Origin of the sequence: Facklamia miroungae, from assembly GCF_012396555.1 — a bacterium.
GTDB lineage: Bacteria > Bacillota > Bacilli > Lactobacillales > Aerococcaceae > Facklamia > Facklamia miroungae.
Genome location: NZ_JAAXPS010000001.1, coordinates 215,813 through 231,337 on the forward strand (window position 1 = coordinate 215,813; position 15,525 = coordinate 231,337).

Sequence of the window (15,525 nt, forward strand, 5' to 3'; positions counted from 1 at the left end):
ACCGATTCTATGAAGAATCGGTTTTTAAATATTTTAAAAAATAAATACTTTTATGCCATATAGCAGCAAAAGATGTCCGGGATAAGCCCAATAATGAAAGGCCTGATTGACTTTTCCACGTTCTCCATTATAAAAATAAATGAATAAACTACTTAAAAAGACAGTCGGCATATAATATTCAAAGGCAAAAGCTGGCAAGATAGCGATCGACTCACGAACACGTTTACCATAAGCGAAATAAAGAATCACGGCGGCCAAAATGCCAAAGATATCATAATCCGCTAAGGTGATATAAGCTAAGCCGAAAGCTAAGCCGATACCGATCAACCGCATAAACCATCGCTCCTTAAAATGATCCAACCAGGCAAAAAGCATTAACGCGATCATCAATTCAACAAAAATATTTTGATGTTGCCAATCCAACCATTGATTACTAAAAGCTAAATCAAACGGAATCTCAGAAACTAGGGCTAATATACCTAAACGCATAAAGTATTTTTTCAAATCTTTAGTGTGATGATACCCTTCTAATAGAAGGTATAAATAAATCGGGAAAGCCAACCGACCAAGATTACGCATAATTAAAAAATAAGAATACATCTGGTCCAAAAAGTCATAAGAATAATCATTGAGATGGAGGAAAAGGCCATTTGCCAGAAAGATAACGGCTGTATGGTCGATAATCATAAAGATTAAAGCTAGCCATTTTAAGTGACCAGCGTTTAAAAAGGGTTTGGGTCGTTTCATTATTTAGCCTCTTTCGTAACAAGGATCGATTTGAAAAGTAATCTTATTATATATTGAGCAAACATTTTCTGCAATAAAAAATACCAACTGGCTAATAGACCAGTTGGAAGAATAAATTTATCTAGATCCGTTTTTAGTTTCGAGTTGAATAGTGTCTTCAGAATTTAAATCCGAAGTGACTTTACCTTCAAGCTCATCATGAATAATTTGTTGATTTTCTTTAAAGGAAGCGTCAGTAATTTGTTCATAGTAGATTCCATCAATCTTCATTCCTTCACCTACGAACTGGTTGAAAGCGATGGTTGGACGCATATCGACATGAGAGATTACTAACTTGCCCAAGTCAAACATATTTAAATTCATTCCAACATACTTATTAATAGCCGTCGCCATATCGATGACTTCTTTTACACCTTTTGATTGATTCAATGCTGATTGAGCAATCCCAACGATTACTTGTCTCTGACGCTTTTGACGTGCATAGTCACCGCCAGATGTATATCTTTCTCTCACATAGGCAAGAGCTTTTTCACCATCAAGGTGAACTTCTTGACCCTCAGTAAAAGTAAACCCACCAATCTCAAAAGTGTTAGGTGGCACAACGTCTACCCCACCCACAGAATCAACCACATCGGATAAACCTTTCATATCGACAGTCATATAGTAAGGAATTTCAATATCGAGCCAGTTTTCTACGGTTTGAATAGATAATTCAGGTCCACCAAAAGCATAGGCATGGTTTATTTTATCCATTCCGCGACCTGGAATATCAACATACGTATCACGTGGGATGGAGGTGATTACAACATTTTCTTCTTCCGGATTGACAGTCGCGATCAGCATCACATCTGAACGCCCTTTTTCGGTTCGTCCTAAATCGCCAGTATCAATCCCTAAAAGTAAAACAGCAAACGGTTTATTGATATCGGTAGCGTGGGTAGAAACATTTGCAATAAAAAAGCTACTTATCACTATTGAAAATAACACAATATATTTTGAGAGTTTCTTGAACATTTTGATTCTTCCTTTCTATCTAGCACAGCCATTATAAGCTATTTATGGAAGCATTTCTAGAATTTCACAAAAAATTCTCAATAATACCGATTATTATTAATAATTCCGCTTAGGCCCTTAACTTGAGAAATATAACCAAAAGCCTTATTATGAAAATGATTATATGTAAAGGAGACTGTCTATGAAAGTTAGAAAAGCCGTAATCCCCGCTGCCGGGTTGGGTACTCGCTTCCTGCCTGCTACCAAGGCCATGCCTAAAGAAATGCTACCGATTATTAATAAACCGACGATTCAATTTATCGTCGAGGAAGCCATCCAATCAGGGATTGAAGATATACTGATTGTCACAGGACGGTCCAAGCGTCCCATCGAAGACCACTTTGATGCCAACGACGAATTAGAAGCCGTTCTTGAAGCAAAAGGTAAACAAGAATTGTTAAACACCATCAAAGACTTAAATTCGATAAATCTTTTCTTCAAACGCCAGTCCTATCCAAAGGGTTTAGGCCATGCCGTTTTACAAGCCAAAAACTTCATTGGCGATGAACCCTTCGTCGTCATGCTAGGTGACGATTTAATGATGGATACTGTTCCCCTCACCAAACAGCTCATTAACAATTATAATGAAACCCATGCTTCAACACTGGCCGTTATGCCTGTTCCACGTCAAGACACTTCTAAATATGGGGTGATTGATCCAGAACGTGAATATAAAAAAGGGGTTTATAATGTGAGACGTTTCGTGGAAAAACCAGCTCCTGAAGTTGCTCCATCCAACTTAGCAATTATTGGTCGCTATCTTCTAACACCTGAAATTTTTGACTTACTTGAAACACAACCAGCTGGTGCAGGAAATGAAATTCAGCTTACCGATGCCATCGACCGCTTGAACAAAATCCAACGTGTCTTCGCCTTAGAATTCAATGGACATCGTTATGATGTCGGCAATAAAATGGGCTATATGGAAACCATCATTGAATATGGACTTAGTCTGCCCGAATTGCGAGAAGACTTAATCGATTTCATAAAAGCCACTGTTAAAGAACGGTTATAGGAGGTACACATGTCTAATTACAAAGTTAAAAAAGCGGTCATCCCAGCGGCTGGCTTAGGCACCCGCTTCTTACCTGCTACCAAAGCCATTGCCAAAGAAATTTTACCCATTATTGATAAACCAGCGATCCAATTTATTGTTGAAGAGGCCTTAGCAGCTGGCATCGAAGATATTTTGATTATTACAGGAAAAGGAAAACAAGAAATCGAAGACCATTTTGATGCGAATTTCACTTTGGAGCAGAACTTAAAAGCCAAAGGCAAAGACAAATTATTGAAACTTGCAACCGAGACTTCGAACTTAAATATTCACTACACAAGACAAGACCATCCCAGAGGGTTAGGCGATGCTGTTCGTCACGCTAAAGCCTTTATAGGCAACGATCCCTTTCTTTTACTCTTAGGCGACGATATTATTCGAGGCGACAACCTTTCCCAACGAATCATTGAATTATATGAAGAATACAACCAGACGATCATTGCTGGCGTTCGGGTGGATCCTGATCAAACAAAAAACTACGGCATTCTAGATATTCAAGCTACCCAAAAGCCGCAGGTTTACCAAATTCTAGATATGGTTGAAAAACCTCAAGACCATGCGCCTTCGAATTTAGCAGCAGCAGGTCGCTATATTCTAGAGCCACAAATCTTTGAAATCCTTGATACCTTAGAACCAGGAACAACGGGTGAGGTCGAATTAACGGATGCTTTAATTGAATTTCAAAAGAGCCATCCCCTTTTAGCCTATGAATATGAAGGGGAATGGTTTGAAGTTGGTGATGCAAAAGGTATGTTAAAAGCTGCAATTATTTTTGCTTTGGATCATCCGGAAATTAAAAATGAATTTATTCCTTACATCAAGCAGGTAGCCAAAAAGTTTGAAACCCATAACGAAAAGGACTAAAAAAGCCAAGAGTATATTTACTCGCCTTATTCAAAAATATTCATTGATCTTTATTAAAAATAACCGTGTTTTTCCCTTTGTAAAAAATTTTTTTCTAATTTATTGAGTAAGGATTCCAGAATAAATATCAAAATATTGCACCACTTAAATAATAATTTACGGCAATTTATGTAAGCGAATAAAAAACGATTCTAGCCCTATTTTATCAATGTTCATCTGAAAGATTATTATAAAAAATTCATCATAACCACTCCCTCTATAAAAGAGCCGGAAAGCCTAAAGGACAATGTTTTCTTTTGAAAGTGTCTAAAATTGTGCTATAGTGAATATACGTGCTAAAATTTTACATTTTTTCCTTTGGAAGGGCTAATCGGTCGAATAAACGTAAAATAGGCATTAAAATTTATGAAAGAAGGAATACAAATGGAAGAAACACCGATTGTTAAATTCTTCGGCCTTTCTTTTAATTTCAATACTTTGATAGCCACCCTTTTTGTGGTCGCTCTCATCACTGTATTATGTTTATTAGTCAGTCGAAGATTATCAGTCAATCATCCTTCTAAATTTCAGGTCTTGATGGAAATCATCATTGAATTTGTTGAAGGTATTTGTGACGCCAACCTCGGTCAACATCAAACAGTTTATGTCGTTTTAGGGTTGACTTTTTTCTTGTTTGTCTTTATTTCAAATTTAATTGGGCTTCCCTTTTTACTTGTGTCAGAACATGTATCGTTTTGGAGAAGTCCCACAGCCGATCCGATTGTGACGATTTCCTTAGCCGTAATCGCCATTTTATCCGGTCATTTTTTAGGGATAAAGAAATATGGTTTGGGAGGACACCTTAAAAACTTCTATGTAACCCCCAACATCCTAAAATTACCTTTGCAACTTGTTGAAGAAACGATTAATACCACAACGTTAGCTTTGCGTTTGTTCGGTAATATTTTTGCGGGTGAAGTATTGGTTGGTCTGATTGCTAAATTTGCAATGATTTTGATACCTTTTACCTGGGCACTTGCGATTCCGCTGCAATTTGTTTGGCAGGGATTCTCTGTCTTTATTGGTGCCATTCAAGCCTATATTTTCACCACATTGACTATGGTTTACCTGTCTCATAAAATCAACCATTAATACTATATAAAAGGAGATTAAATTATGAATTCATTAGCTGCTGCGTTAGCTGTCGGAATAGCTGCCCTAGGTGCTTCAATCGGTAATGGGATGGTTATTTCTAAAACCATCGAATCGATTTCACGTCAACCGGAATTAGACTCTCAATTAAGAGCACTTATGTTCCTTGGTGTCGGTCTAATCGAGGCTGTGCCGATTATTGCGGTTGTTATATCCTTTATCTTAATCTTTAGCTAACCATAAACTACTAAAGGAGTGTCAACAGTGGACCTAAATATTATCCTAGGCGAAGCCTTACTAACTCTCTTATCCTTTCTCATCTTACTTTACGTGATCTACAAATTCGCTTGGCAACCTTTCAATCAAATGCTTGAAACGCGTCAAAAGAAAGTTGCTGATGATTGGCAAGCTGCTGAAGATGCAAAAAAAGCTAATCAAGAAGCCCTTTCTCAAATTGAGTCCCAATTAAAATCTGCCCATCTCGAAGCAGAAAAGATCATTCGTCAAGCACAAATCGATGCGAGTCATTTGCGCGATAAGATGATTGAAGAAACGCGTCAAGAGCAAAGCAAAATGCTTCAATTAACCCAAGAAGATTTGAAAGTACAAAGACAAAACTTCGCTGAAAACATGCAAGAATCATTAGTTCATATGGCGGTAGCGATGGCTGGTAAAGTCGTACGTAGAGAGATATCTGAAGATGATCACCGTCAGATGATCCAAGAATTTATTAATCGATTGGAGGAGCTCGATGAACAACGGTAGACTTCATAAACAAGAAGACTTGGCAGAGCTTGCCCTTAAATCAGGCCGTCAAGTGACCTACGAAGATGACCTCCTCTTTGAACTGCTCGATATCGAAGTATCCGATGAAGAGGAAAGTCAAGAAATACTTAAAGAATTGATGGGTGAACGTCTCTTTTTGTCATCCGCAATTCCCTTAACTAAAGAAGAAAAAATGAAAATTGCCAGAGAATTTATGCGCATTACTGGCTTTTCTATTCGTTCTTTTACCACAATTATTGATCCCGACTTAATTATTGGCGTCCGTTTACAAAGTGAACGTTTCTATTATGAACTATCGGGCGGCCAAATCTTACAAACCATGCAAAATCAAATTAATATACCGGAAAGTGAAGAGGTGATTTCTTCATGAGCGCGAACGAAAAATTTACAAACGATGTCCTAAGACAGATCCAAGATTTCAAAATCGATAAAAAATTAGAAGAAATCGGTACAGTTTCCTATGTCGGAGACGGTATTGCCTTCTCAGAAGGTCTCGACAATGCCATGTACGGTGAAATGGTTGAATTCAATGATGGTACGATTGGGATGGTACAGAATTTAGAAACGGACCAAGTCGGTGTCATCATTTTTGGTTCTTACCATCAAATTCATGAAGGCGATATTATCCGCCGGATGAACCATACCATGGAGGTTCCTGTCGGTAAAGCCCTCCTCGGTCGGGTCGTTGATGCGTTGGGTCGTCCCATTGATGATAAGGGTCCTATATTAACCAACAAGACCCGTCCTGTTGAAGCGGAAGCTCCAGGCATTATGGAACGCCAATCCGTTAAAAAACCACTAGAAACAGGAATCAAAGCTATTGACTCACTGGTTCCGATCGGTAGAGGACAGCGCGAATTAATCATCGGTGACCGTAAAACCGGTAAGACTTCTTTGGCAATTGATACAGTCTTAAATCAAAAAGGCAAAGATGTCATTTGTATTTACGTGGCGATCGGACAAAAAGAATCGACCGTTAAGAATATCGTTCATACCCTCACCAACCGTGGTGCGATGGATTATACCATTGTAATGACAGCTTCGGCTTCAAAACCGGCTCCCCTTCTATACATCGCTCCTTATGCCGCAACCGCAATGGCAGAAGAGTTTATGTATGACGGAAAGCATGTTTTAATCATTTACGATGATCTCTCTAAACAAGCAGCTGCCTACCGCGAAATGTCCCTCTTACTCAAGCGACCACCCGGACGTGAAGCTTATCCAGGGGATATTTTTTATCTCCATTCTCGCTTATTAGAACGCTCTGCCAAATTATCTGATAAATTAGGTGGGGGTTCAATTACTTCACTTCCAATCGTTGAAACCCAAGCGGGTGATATCTCTGCTTATATTCCAACTAACGTTATTTCGATCACCGATGGCCAAATTTTCTTACAAAGCGACCTCTTCTTCTCTGGCGTGCGTCCTGCTATTAACGCTGGACTTTCAGTGTCACGGGTGGGTGGATCTGCTCAATTAAAAGCGATGAAACAAGTGTCAGGAACACTACGTTTAGACCTAGCTTCATATCGTGAATTAGAAGCCTTCACTTCATTCGGCTCTGATATTGATGAAATGACTGCTCGCCAATTGAGACGTGGTGAACGCATTGTAGAAGTCTTGAAACAAGCGCTTCATCGTCCTATGCGATCTGGTGTGCAAATTGTAGTCTTCTATGCTCTAGGAAATGGCTTCTTTGATAAAGTACCCGTTAATATGATTCATACCTTAGAACAAATAATTTCAGATGAACTCAGTACTTATCATTCTGGCCTCTTACAGAAGTTAGAAGATAATCAACCTTTACCAACCGAAATTGAATTAAATGCTATTTTAGACAAGATTGTTGATAATTTTATCCTAGTTCATGTCGAAGGAAATAAACCAGGAAGTGATCAATAATGGCACTTAATGAAATCAAACGACATATCAACTCGACTGAAAAAACAGCTAAGATTACTAATGCCATGCAGATGGTATCCCGTAATAAGGTTAACCATTTAATGGATATGGCCCAATCTTATCAAGTCTATATTGACCATTTAAGAGATACGATTGTCCAATTACACTATACTTTAAAAGTAACACCACCCAACTTTTCCAAGCCCGATATTCGGTCATTGATCACTACACGAAAAGTTAACAAAATTGGTATCTTTCTTATCTCTACTGATAAAGGCTTAGCCGGTTCTTATAATGTGAATATCATAAAAGGCATGGACGAGTGGATAGCCAATCAGAACTTTAGTGACGAGCAAGAATTAGTCTTCTATACCTTGGGTAGAACGGGAGAACGCTATTGTCGCGAACGCGGCTATACCATTGCCCGCTCCTACTACCCACTGTCTGACCAACCTGGCTTTCAAGAAGCCCATTACTTTATTCGCCAACTCCGTTCCGCTTTCGTTGAGAAAGAATGTGATGAACTCTACCTTGCCTATAACCATTATGGCGTGGGTTCAGGTACTAGCTCTAAATTTGGTGTCGACAGGCTGCTACCAGTCGTAGCCCTTAACCGACGGATTGAATTGGAACCTGGTTTTAATAAGGAAGAATTAATTTCTAAAGTCTTTTTAATTGAACCTTCGCTTGAAGCCGTATTAGAAGGCTTAGTGCCTCAGTATATCGAGTCCTTGGTATATGGCGCGCTCTTACAAGCTAAGACGTCAGAACATTTCTCCCGTATGATTGCTATGCAATCAGCAACGGAGAATGCCAAAGAAATTATTGAAGACTTACAATTAAGGTATAATCATGCACGTCAAGTCAAAGTTACCAATGAAATTATAGAAATTGTTGCAGGTGCTCAAGCCCAACATAAAGAAAGAAGGAAGTAAGTATGCGAATCGGACATATTAAACAAGTAATCGGACCGGTCGTGGATGTTTCCTTTCCCTTAGAATATGGAACACCGGAAATCCATCACGCCTTGGTTGTAACCGACCTCGAAGAAGTGGATGAAACGACCGATTTAAAAACGATTCTCGAACACCGAAAAGTTGTACTCGAAGTCGCGATCGATATTGGGCATGACACTGTTCGAACCATCGCTATGGAGGCGACTGAAGGTCTGTCACGTGGCATGGCAGTCATTGATTTACGTGAACCCATTAAGGTTCCTGTCGGCGAAGCGACACTTGGACGAGTATTCAACGTTTTAGGGGACACGGTTGATAATGGACCTGAAATGTTTCCGGATGTAGTTAAACATTCCATCCATGCTGATGCGCCCGAATATAGTGATTTAGCTTCAAACTTTGAAATCCTTGAAACGGGAATTAAGGTAATTGACTTATTAGCACCCTACCTCAAAGGGGGTAAAATCGGTCTCTTTGGTGGAGCCGGTGTTGGTAAGACGGTCTTAATTCAAGAATTAATTCACAACATCACCCAGGAACATGGTGGCCTCTCAGTCTTTACGGGAGTCGGTGAAAGAACACGTGAAGGAAATGACCTGGTTCATGAAATGCGTGAATCAGGCGTGTCAAAAAACACAGCCATGGTCTTTGGTCAAATGAATGAACCGCCTGGAGCGCGAATGCGTGTCGCTTTATCCGGTTTAACCATGGCGGAATATTTCCGTGATGTGAAACACCAAGATGTCTTACTCTTTATCGATAATATTTACCGGTTCACCCAAGCCGGTTCGGAAGTTTCTGCCCTACTGGGAAGAATGCCATCCGCAGTGGGATATCAACCAACCCTCGCTTCCGAAATGGGAGCCATGCAAGAACGTATTACTTCTACCAAAGCAGGTTCTATTACATCAATCCAAGCCGTATACGTTCCTGCGGATGACTATACCGACCCGGCGCCAGCAACCACCTTCTCTCACTTAGATGCGACTACCAACCTGGAACGTAAATTAACCGAACAAGGTATTTACCCGGCCGTTGATCCATTGGCTTCCTCTTCTTCAGCTTTATCAGAAGAAATAGTAGGTGAAAGACATTACCGTGTTGCGCGTGGTGTTCAACAAACCCTTCAAGGTTATCAAAACCTTAAAGATATCATTGCCATTTTAGGTGTCGATGAATTGAGTGAACAAGAAAAACTTACCGTTAAGCGGGCCCGTCGGATTCAGCTCTTCTTATCGCAGAACTTCCACGTGGCTGAAGCTTTTACTGGCATTCCTGGTTCTTATGTTTCGGTTCAAGAAACAATCGACGGCTTTGAAGGCATTTTAAATGGTGATTATGATGATCTACCTGAAGAAGCCTTCCGGAATGTCGGGAATATTGATCAAGCAATCGCAAAAGCTAAGAAAATGGGAGTGGATTTGGATGACGCAAACGCTTAAGAACCTTCAAGTTCAAATCATTTCTCCTAATGGCGTCGTTTATACCAAACGGGCACGTAAGTGCCATGTTCAAACGGTTAATGGCGGTATCACGATTCTACCCAACCATATTGCCATGATGACTGTTTTAGATATTTCAACCGTCGTGGTCACTCCTCTAAAAGAGGCTAAACCCGATGATTATATTGCGATCAATGGTGGGTTGTTAGAGATTCGTGATAATGAACTCAACATCATTGCCAATATGGCGGTTCGCGCTTTAGACATCGACGATGCCAAGACTAAGATGGAATTATCGCTGGCTGAAGACAAGATGAAACAGGCTCAAATTAATCAAGATATCAGGGCCTATCATTCCGCTGAAATTGAATTAAGAAAAGCCTTAAATCAATTAGACGCCTTCAAACATCAACATAACCAATAAAACAAAAGGATCCCTCCCGCTGAAATGAGCGAGAAGGATCTTTTTTTGACTATTAAACCATTTATTTAGTTATTACGGAACACATCGCGGGTATAGACCTTGTCTTTAACACCCTCTAATTCATCGGCATAACGATTAGCCAGGATAATATCCGCCCGTGAACAGAAAGTTTTGAAATCACCCTCGACCTCTTCCCCATCAAATTGCTGATCGTCAAGGGTTGGCTCATAAATAATAATCTCTTTACCTTCCGCTCTTAATTTCTTAAGAATATCTAAAATGGCTGACTGGCGAAAGTTATCAGAGTTCGATTTCATGGTTAAGCGGTAGATACCTACAACTTGAGGATCTTTTAAAAGAATTTGCGAAGCAATATGTTCTTTGCGGGTAGCGTTGGAATCAACGATGGCTTGAATGAGATTGTTTGGCACATCCTGGTAATTAGCTAATAATTGCTTGGTATCTTTAGGTAGGCAATAACCGCCATAACCAAAGGAAGGATTGTTATAGTGATCACCAATTCGAGGATCTAAGCCTACCCCTTCAATAATATGTTGACTATTGAGACCACGGACTTCCGCATAGGTGTCTAACTCATTAAAGTAAGAAATTCTTAAGGCTAAATACGTGTTAGAAAAGAGCTTGACCGCTTCTGCTTCAGTCGATGGCATGGTCAGAATATGAACATCCTTGTCAAGGGCTGCTTGAGCAAACAGCTGAGCCACTTGCTGACTTTTAGGCGATTCATTGCCTACAATTATCCTAGAAGGATGTAAGTTATCATAGAGCGCCTTCCCTTCACGTAAGAATTCGGGTGAAAAAATGATATCCATACCATAGTCTTGACGGATTTCTTGGGTATAACCAACCGGGATGGTTGATTTAATAACGACCACCGCTTGGGGGGCGAATGCTTTCACCTTATCCAAGGCATCTTCTACCGCGCTGGTATCAAAATGATTGGTCTCATCATTATAGTTAGTCGGAGTGGCTATAATCACTAAGTCCGCTCCAGTATAAGCCAAGCTTGGATCATCGGTTGCCATAAGATTTAAATCATGGTGAGCTAAATACTCAGAAATTTCACTATCCACAATGGGAGCGATCCTTTGATTGATTAAATCGACCCGCTCTTTGACAATTTCCATGGCCTTTACCTCATTATGCTGTGCTAATAAAATCGCATTTGAAAGTCCCACATAGCCCATTCCTGCAACTGTAATTTTCATAACGCCACCTTATCTTTCATTATTTTATCTCCATTATACAAAAGTCTTACTCTGCTTAACAAGCTCTGATCTACTGATGGGAATCTAAGAGATGCTTGACACAGGCTTGCGCTTGCTTATAGGTCAGTTTGGTATTATTATTGCCAAATTGGGTGGAGAAGATCCAATGTCCGGTTAAATAACAATTGGGTATCAGTCCATACTTTTGACTTAAGACTTGGGTGGTCGGCCAATCAACTAAAATACCACCTAAAGGATTAGCTTGAATAATACCTTCATTATACATTTGCTTAATTAAAGGATCATGTTGAGCAGCTGAATCTAAATGCTGATCAAAGCCCGTTGCGTTGATTAGGTAACCTGCGCGATAACGCAGACCCTTCTGGGTAATAACTGTAAAGCCATCTTCCTCCACTTCAACCTCTTTCATACCTGAAACAATTCGAATACGACCTTCTTTAAGTCCTTCAAGGATGAATTTGATACTTTCAGCTGGTGTTTGACTTCTAAAATGTTCAAACAAGCCCATAAAATCTCTGAAAAATCGAATCCGATCGTGGGTTGACAAAGCCATGTTAAGCGCTGGTAAAAAGGCGGTTAACTTACGCCCATATAATTGCAAAATACTCAAGCGGCGATTCTGTTGATGAATAGCCATCAATCCTTCACCAATCGAGCCTTGGCTGTAGCGCTCCACTAGAACTTTCCAGTCTATCCCATTAGCAGCCATATCGGCTTCAAATTGTTGAAAGATGGTTTCTAAAGGAATCACTCGCTCCTCGGATTGATTAAGCTGCTGCTCAATCCACTCATCATCCAAAGTAAAGACAATCTCTTCAAAAAAGCGTTCAAATTTAGGGGTTGAAAAGGGCTGATCTAAGATATAGAAAGTTACGGGATGATCAATCGTAATGGGATATTCATTTTGCAAATAGCGCATGATATCAATTCCTGTCAGTCCCGAACCAATAATCCCAATCCGCTTTTGCGGGTCCAATTCGGACAAAACCTGCTCAACTGGATAGGGATGGTGAATATACCCTTCTTGACCTAGTAGATCATAGTGATCCGCATAAGGAGGATGCCCTACCGTCATTATGACAGAATCGTAGGGTCCATAGTCTTGACCTTGGTCGTCTTTTAAATAATATTGATTCTTTCCTTTAACCTCAAAACGGTGGATGCGATGATGTAAGACATGAATACGCGCATCTTCAAAATAAGGAGCAAAATACGCCTCAATGTATTGCCCAAAGATAGGTCGGGGAGAGAAAATATCGCGCTGAGCATATTCGGGATAATGCACTTGCAACCAACGCAGATAATGGTCCGAATCCTGCCATTCAAAACCTAAATCACCGACATAAGAATTCATTAATAATTGCTTGGAATCTGCTTGATAAGGCGAGCCTACCCCTATTTGTACACGGTCTTCAAAGACATCAACATGACTGATAATGCCTGAAGGATCCTCTTCAATAATTGATTTGACAGCAGCAGCCCCAGCAACTCCTGCCCCTATAATTGCTATTTTCATTTTGCACCTCAACATTCTTTATACTCTTCTATTAATTATAACGGATTGAGTATCTTTTTACACTAAACAATGAACCAAATAAAAAAGCTCCTACCATGAATGGTAAGAACTTTCGTTGAAAAATTTAAGCCACTTCGATCTTGAGTTCAAGCTCAGGATTGATTGATTCTAATATTTCTTGAAGCAAAATACTTACTTGCTCTTTAGAATAGGCTTGAGCTTCTTCTAATAATCCATTGGCGACTGCCTCTTTTTCCATCTCTTTCTTCAGGTCTGTTTGTAAATTGGTCACATCACTCACCTGTAAGGGATTGAAAATAGATTTTTCTTCATCTAAAATTTCGATCGAATCATTATCCACTTCGTGGGCTAAGAGTTTAGCTTTAGGCAACTTAATGATTAATTCATTATCGGAAGTCTTTAAATCGACTTCATTTAAATCGACCCCTGCATGGATAACTCCAGCATAAGAAAGAATAAATTCTGTTTCTGTGAAGGGAATCTTCCAATTTTTAAGTGCTTTTTGCTTTTCATAATGCCCCATATTAGTATAGTGGTACTTCATGGTTGTGAGTTCTTGCGACTGTTCTAAGCGATTTTTAACCATTTGAATCTCCTGCTGAGAAAGGTCATTGGGTATCGATTGAACATAATGACCCAAACCATAAAAGACAGCCCAAACTGTAAACGAAAGAATGCCTATCGTTAGAAAAAAATAGCGAAAGAACATTTTTACTCCATTATTCATTGTTTCACCCCACTTGTTTGTTCAAGTAATGATAACATGAATAAACGAAATTCATATCCGACTTGAGGAGGAGATAGAAAAGAGAACGTTAATCGACAAGACGAATCAAGAAACGCTTCCCACCTAGTATAAAGCAGGTTTCTACCCTTTCTGGCCTTTCTGGAACTGATGGTAATGTTAATTGACGGCGGAAGGCGTCCATCTCTTCTTTATTGTAACCCGGACACAGACTATTATTATTCACTTCCCAATGTCCCTTAACAGCAGAAGCATCGAGCTTTAATTGCTCCATGAGGTGGCGGGTGAGCCAGTCTCTAGCCCTAATTTGTTCAGCCGAATAATCGTCTTTGGTGTTCGCTTCCACTGAAATATGCACACAAAAATGGTTACAATCAGCCACTCCCCAGGTAATTCTTTCCAAATCATAATTTTGATAGATGTTGGCTTGGCTATCAATATAATAGTGATAGCCCCCACGATCCCAGCCTCTTTCTTCTTGCCAAAAGGCTTCGTGATGCCAGATCTTACGATCTAATGACCGTTTTACCGCGGTATAATGCCATACGATGGTTGTGATCGCTTGAATCGACCGGTCTTTTGCTTGCCCTCCTAAAGCCTCCGCTCGCCGGTCAATCACGATAGGAGTAAAGTCTTCAGAAATAGGGACGGTCTCTTTTGCGGGTTGAAGGTTATATTGGGTCAGATCATAGGTTCGAATGAGTTTGACTAATTGATCGCCATAAGTGGGATCGACCGCATAGCTACCGCTTAAGGCACGGGCTTCTTGATGGGAATCGAGTGCTTCAATAGCAGCCTTATAGACCACATTCTTGCGGTAATCGGTTGAAGTAAAGAACTTAGCATGGTCAGCAATCCCTTCTTCGAGACTTGAGTAAGCGCGAAAGAGCGACACCTCCATTTCACCGTTTGCTTCAAGCGAGGCGTGTTCCACCACCCGTCCTTGCCAAGGAGCGGAAGCTTTTATTCCAAAGCCATTGTTCGATTGGAGGTAAAGCGGCGATCTGCCACCATTTGATTCAAGAATAAATTGAGCCATCCGAGTAGCCACCGAAATGGAACTGGGGTATTTTTGAAAAAGCGTAGCTAAGCTGGCCATTCTTTTAACAATCCAAGGGTCTTTTGTCATATCGCTAGCCCCCATCCTTTAGGAGAGTTATCATTATGATAATGATAAGAAGAGATCTGTAAGAGCGAGCCTAAAAAAATCGTCAACAAATTAATCACACCCACCCAACGAGAAGCTGAGTCCCATAGGTAGAGTTCACCCATACCTTGAATAAAAACAGCCAAAGCCGGTAAAAAAATCAAAACAATCCATTTACTCAGATCATACAACTGATTGGACAGCATTTAATCATCCTTTCTTTTTAAATTCTTTCTATTATCTCTCTTGACACGTTTCAAGGGGCCAGAGGTACCGCTCATGCCATTCGACTCTTTGCCTTAAAGATTGGATGGCTTGATGATTATCTTCAAGTTTTGCTTGCATCCAGTCAATGCGTTCTACCAGATCATGAATCGCCGTGATCAAGCGGATCATTTTGGAGATGAGTGTAATGACAGCAATGATGGCTCCCGCATAAGAGCCGTAATCAATTAGATTCATACTCGTCCTCCTTTCATAAAGAAGG

General features: G+C 40.1%; 18 protein-coding genes. 10 read left to right on the forward strand and 8 right to left on the reverse strand.

The genetic code is table 11. From position 1 onward, the window contains the following. Positions 1-33: 33 nt before the first annotated feature. Both HF969_RS01110 and HF969_RS01115 read right to left on the reverse strand, forming a co-directional pair. Positions 34-747 (reverse strand): TraX family protein, encoded by a 714-nt coding sequence (locus HF969_RS01110; RefSeq protein WP_090288927.1) that lies wholly within the window; start codon positions 745-747, stop codon positions 34-36. A gap of 117 nt (positions 748-864) precedes the next feature. Next, the gene (locus HF969_RS01115; RefSeq protein ID WP_090288928.1) at positions 865-1,761 is read right to left on the reverse strand and encodes an LCP family protein; all 897 of its coding nucleotides are present in this window, start codon (positions 1,759-1,761) and stop codon (positions 865-867) included. A gap of 181 nt (positions 1,762-1,942) precedes the next feature. On the opposite strand from HF969_RS01115, the gene galU reads away from it, so the two are divergent. From galU to atpC, 10 genes are all read left to right on the forward strand, one after another. After that, positions 1,943-2,815 (forward strand): UTP--glucose-1-phosphate uridylyltransferase GalU, encoded by an 873-nt coding sequence (galU, locus tag HF969_RS01120; RefSeq protein ID WP_090288929.1) that lies wholly within the window; start codon positions 1,943-1,945, stop codon positions 2,813-2,815. A 9-nt stretch (positions 2,816-2,824) separates the two neighbouring features. Beyond that, complete coding sequence (locus HF969_RS01125; RefSeq protein WP_090288930.1) at positions 2,825-3,718, forward strand: UTP--glucose-1-phosphate uridylyltransferase; 894 nt, start codon at positions 2,825-2,827, stop codon at positions 3,716-3,718. A 423-nt stretch (positions 3,719-4,141) separates the two neighbouring features. Beyond that, complete coding sequence (atpB, locus tag HF969_RS01130) at positions 4,142-4,849, forward strand: F0F1 ATP synthase subunit A (protein ID WP_090288931.1); 708 nt, start codon at positions 4,142-4,144, stop codon at positions 4,847-4,849. A gap of 24 nt (positions 4,850-4,873) precedes the next feature. Continuing rightward, positions 4,874-5,086 carry a F0F1 ATP synthase subunit C gene (gene atpE, locus HF969_RS01135; RefSeq protein ID WP_090288932.1) on the forward strand — a complete coding sequence of 71 codons (213 nt, stop codon included), beginning with the start codon at positions 4,874-4,876 and terminating at the stop codon, positions 5,084-5,086. A 27-nt stretch (positions 5,087-5,113) separates the two neighbouring features. Further along, positions 5,114-5,614: a F0F1 ATP synthase subunit B gene (gene atpF / locus HF969_RS01140; RefSeq protein ID WP_090288933.1), complete on the forward strand. Its 501-nt coding sequence runs from the start codon at positions 5,114-5,116 to the stop codon at positions 5,612-5,614. Further along, positions 5,601-6,005 (forward strand): F0F1 ATP synthase subunit delta, encoded by a 405-nt coding sequence (locus tag HF969_RS01145; protein ID WP_090288934.1) that lies wholly within the window; start codon positions 5,601-5,603, stop codon positions 6,003-6,005. Before atpF ends, HF969_RS01145 begins: the two co-directional genes overlap by 14 nt. Then, positions 6,002-7,537, forward strand: a complete 1,536-nt coding sequence (atpA, locus tag HF969_RS01150) for a F0F1 ATP synthase subunit alpha (protein ID WP_090288935.1) — start codon at positions 6,002-6,004, stop codon at positions 7,535-7,537. The genes HF969_RS01145 and atpA overlap by 4 nt, the downstream gene beginning before the upstream one ends. Then, positions 7,537-8,472, forward strand: coding sequence for an ATP synthase F1 subunit gamma (atpG, locus tag HF969_RS01155; RefSeq protein ID WP_090288936.1), 936 nt, complete (start codon positions 7,537-7,539; stop codon positions 8,470-8,472). The genes atpA and atpG overlap by 1 nt, the downstream gene beginning before the upstream one ends. 2 nt (positions 8,473-8,474) lie before the next feature. Continuing rightward, positions 8,475-9,935 (forward strand): F0F1 ATP synthase subunit beta, encoded by a 1,461-nt coding sequence (atpD, locus tag HF969_RS01160; protein ID WP_090288937.1) that lies wholly within the window; start codon positions 8,475-8,477, stop codon positions 9,933-9,935. Further along, on the forward strand, positions 9,919-10,359 hold the full coding sequence (gene atpC, locus HF969_RS01165; RefSeq protein ID WP_090288938.1) for an ATP synthase F1 subunit epsilon: 441 nt from the start codon (positions 9,919-9,921) through the stop codon (positions 10,357-10,359). The genes atpD and atpC overlap by 17 nt, the downstream gene beginning before the upstream one ends. Positions 10,360-10,424: 65 nt before the next feature. On the opposite strand, the gene HF969_RS01170 is transcribed toward atpC, so the two are convergent. The 6 genes from HF969_RS01170 to HF969_RS01195 all read right to left on the reverse strand — a co-directional run bounded on the left by HF969_RS01170 (position 10,425) and on the right by HF969_RS01195 (position 15,500). Further along, on the reverse strand, positions 10,425-11,588 hold the full coding sequence (locus HF969_RS01170; protein ID WP_090288939.1) for a nucleotide sugar dehydrogenase: 1,164 nt from the start codon (positions 11,586-11,588) through the stop codon (positions 10,425-10,427). A gap of 70 nt (positions 11,589-11,658) precedes the next feature. Continuing rightward, positions 11,659-13,125, reverse strand: coding sequence for an FAD/NAD(P)-binding protein (locus HF969_RS01175; RefSeq protein WP_168427125.1), 1,467 nt, complete (start codon positions 13,123-13,125; stop codon positions 11,659-11,661). Between the two features lie 124 nt (positions 13,126-13,249). Beyond that, complete coding sequence (locus HF969_RS01180; protein WP_090288941.1) at positions 13,250-13,873, reverse strand: DUF4230 domain-containing protein; 624 nt, start codon at positions 13,871-13,873, stop codon at positions 13,250-13,252. A gap of 88 nt (positions 13,874-13,961) precedes the next feature. After that, positions 13,962-15,020, reverse strand: coding sequence for a glucosaminidase domain-containing protein (locus tag HF969_RS01185; RefSeq protein WP_245694784.1), 1,059 nt, complete (start codon positions 15,018-15,020; stop codon positions 13,962-13,964). Further along, entirely contained in the window at positions 15,017-15,244 is a 228-nt protein-coding gene (locus tag HF969_RS01190; protein WP_090288942.1) for a phage holin, read from the reverse strand. The genes HF969_RS01185 and HF969_RS01190 overlap by 4 nt, the downstream gene beginning before the upstream one ends. A gap of 31 nt (positions 15,245-15,275) precedes the next feature. Then, positions 15,276-15,500 (reverse strand): hypothetical protein, encoded by a 225-nt coding sequence (locus HF969_RS01195; protein WP_090288943.1) that lies wholly within the window; start codon positions 15,498-15,500, stop codon positions 15,276-15,278. Between the last annotated feature and the right edge of the window lie 25 nt (positions 15,501-15,525).

Coding starts and splice junctions, on each gene's coding strand:
- HF969_RS01110 (WP_090288927.1), bottom strand. CDS start 747: ATGAAACGACCCAAACCCTTTTTAAACGCTGGTCACTTAAAATGGCTA.
- HF969_RS01115 (WP_090288928.1), bottom strand. CDS start 1,761: ATGTTCAAGAAACTCTCAAAATATATTGTGTTATTTTCAATAGTGATA.
- galU (WP_090288929.1), top strand. CDS start 1,943: ATGAAAGTTAGAAAAGCCGTAATCCCCGCTGCCGGGTTGGGTACTCGC.
- HF969_RS01125 (WP_090288930.1), top strand. CDS start 2,825: ATGTCTAATTACAAAGTTAAAAAAGCGGTCATCCCAGCGGCTGGCTTA.
- atpB (WP_090288931.1), top strand. CDS start 4,142: ATGGAAGAAACACCGATTGTTAAATTCTTCGGCCTTTCTTTTAATTTC.
- atpE (WP_090288932.1), top strand. CDS start 4,874: ATGAATTCATTAGCTGCTGCGTTAGCTGTCGGAATAGCTGCCCTAGGT.
- HF969_RS01145 (WP_090288934.1), top strand. CDS start 5,601: ATGAACAACGGTAGACTTCATAAACAAGAAGACTTGGCAGAGCTTGCC.
- atpA (WP_090288935.1), top strand. CDS start 6,002: ATGAGCGCGAACGAAAAATTTACAAACGATGTCCTAAGACAGATCCAA.
- atpG (WP_090288936.1), top strand. CDS start 7,537: ATGGCACTTAATGAAATCAAACGACATATCAACTCGACTGAAAAAACA.
- atpD (WP_090288937.1), top strand. CDS start 8,475: ATGCGAATCGGACATATTAAACAAGTAATCGGACCGGTCGTGGATGTT.
- atpC (WP_090288938.1), top strand. CDS start 9,919: ATGACGCAAACGCTTAAGAACCTTCAAGTTCAAATCATTTCTCCTAAT.
- HF969_RS01170 (WP_090288939.1), bottom strand. CDS start 11,588: ATGAAAATTACAGTTGCAGGAATGGGCTATGTGGGACTTTCAAATGCG.
- HF969_RS01175 (WP_168427125.1), bottom strand. CDS start 13,125: ATGAAAATAGCAATTATAGGGGCAGGAGTTGCTGGGGCTGCTGCTGTC.
- HF969_RS01180 (WP_090288941.1), bottom strand. CDS start 13,873: ATGAATAATGGAGTAAAAATGTTCTTTCGCTATTTTTTTCTAACGATA.
- HF969_RS01185 (WP_245694784.1), bottom strand. CDS start 15,020: ATGACAAAAGACCCTTGGATTGTTAAAAGAATGGCCAGCTTAGCTACG.
- HF969_RS01190 (WP_090288942.1), bottom strand. CDS start 15,244: ATGCTGTCCAATCAGTTGTATGATCTGAGTAAATGGATTGTTTTGATT.
- HF969_RS01195 (WP_090288943.1), bottom strand. CDS start 15,500: ATGAATCTAATTGATTACGGCTCTTATGCGGGAGCCATCATTGCTGTC.